The following is a 1,810-nucleotide window of genomic DNA, read 5'->3' on the forward strand; positions in this document are numbered from 1 at the left end:
CTCTGCCACCGGCGCCAGGGCTGGCGCCAGCGGGTTGACCGTCACCACCTCGGTGGCCGTGGTGGTGGTACTGAGATTGCCTTCGCCGTCGGCAGTGGTGGCCGCCACGCTCAGCGTGAAGTTGGCGTCATTGGTCGGCGTGATCGTCAGTGAGCCTAGCGTCCAGCCATGGACATCGACCGCGGTGTGGCCAGCCGAAGCGGTGAAGCTGTGGCTGCCATCGCTCAACGTGGCACCGAGCGGGATCGCGCTGACCACCAGCGAGGCCAGGCTGTTGCYGTCGCCGGCGAGGCCATTGACCGTSGCGCCCAGGTTCAGCGCGATGGCSGCGCCCTCGACCCCGCTCTCGGCCACTGGCGCCAGGGTCGGCGCCAGCGGRTTGACCGTCACCRCCTCGGTGGCMGTGGTGGTGGTGCTGAGGTTGCCCTCGCCGTCGGCAGTAGTGGCCGCCACGCTCAGTGTGAAGTTGGCGTCGCTGGTTGGCGTGATGGTCAGGGCCGACAGGGTCCAGCCATGGACGTCGACCGCGCTATGACTTGCATCGGCGGTGAAGCTGTGGCTGCCATCGCTCAACGTGGCCCCGACCGGGATCGCRCYGACCACCAGCGAGGCCAGGCTATTGCTGTCGCCGGCCAGGCCATTGACCGTCGCGCCGAGGTTCAGCGCGATGGCCGCGCCCTCGACTCCGCTCTCGGCCACCGGCGCCAGGGTCGGCGCCAGCGGGTTGACCGTCACCGTCTCGGTGGCCGTGGTGGTGGTGCTGAGGTTGCCTTCGCTGTCGGTGGCGGTCGCGGCCACGCTCAGCGTGAAGTTGGCGTCGCTGGTCGGTGTGATCGTCAGGCTCGATAAGGTCCAGCCATGGACATCGACCGCAGTGTGGCCGGCCGAAGCGGTGAAGCTGTGGCTGCCATCGCTCAACGTGGCGCCCAGCGGGATCGCGCCGACCACCAGCGAGGCCAGGCCGTTGCCGTCGCCGGCCAGGCCGTTGACCGTGGCGCCGAAGTTCAGCGCGATGGCCGCGCCCTCGACTCCGCTCTCGGCCACTGGCGCCAGGCTCGGCGCCAGCGGATTGACCGTCACCGTCTCGGTGGCAGTGGTGGTGGTGCTGAGGTTGCCCTCGCTGTCGGTGGCGGTGGCCGCCACGCTCAGCGTGAAGTTCGCGTCGCTGGTTGGCGTGATGGTCAGGGCCGACAGGGTCCAGCCATGGACATCGACCGCGCTATGACTCGCATCGGCCGTGAAGCTATGACCGCCCACGCCGTCGCTCAACGTGGCACCGACCGGGATCGCGCTGACCACCAGCGAGGCCAGGCTGTTGCCGTCGCCGGCCAGGCCGTTGACCGTGGCGCCGAGATTCAGCGCGATCGCCGCGCCCTCGACTCCGCTCTCGGCCACCGGCGCCAGGCTCGGCGCCAGCGGATTGACCGTCACCGCCTCGGTCGCGGTGGTGGTGCTGAGGTTGCCCTCGCCGTCGGTGGCGGTCGCCGCCACGCTCAGCGTGAAGTTGGCGTCGTTGGTCGGCGTGATCGTCAGTGAGCCTAATGTCCAGCCATGGACATCGACCGCGGTGTGGCCGGCCGAAGCGGTGAAGCTGTGGCTGCCGTCGCTCAACGTGGCACCGACCGGGATCGCCCCGACCACCAGCGAGGCCAGGCCATTGCTGTCGCCGGCCAGGCCGTTGACCGTGGCACCGAAGTTCAGCGCGATGGCCGCGCCCTCGACTCCGCTCTCGGCCACTGGCGCCAGGCTCGGCGCCAGCGGATTGACCGTCACCGTCTCGGTCGCGGTGGTGGTGGTGCTGAGGTTGCCC

The 1,810-nt window shown here is 70.0% G+C and carries 1 pseudogene; it reads right to left on the reverse strand.

Annotation, left to right across the window (positions count from 1 at the left end):
- Positions 1-1,810: pseudogene (locus AB4061_RS40450) on the reverse strand (hypothetical protein); the annotation flags it as partial.

Origin of the sequence: Cupriavidus sp. YAF13, assembly GCF_052113425.1 — a bacterium.
GTDB lineage: Bacteria > Pseudomonadota > Gammaproteobacteria > Burkholderiales > Burkholderiaceae > Cupriavidus.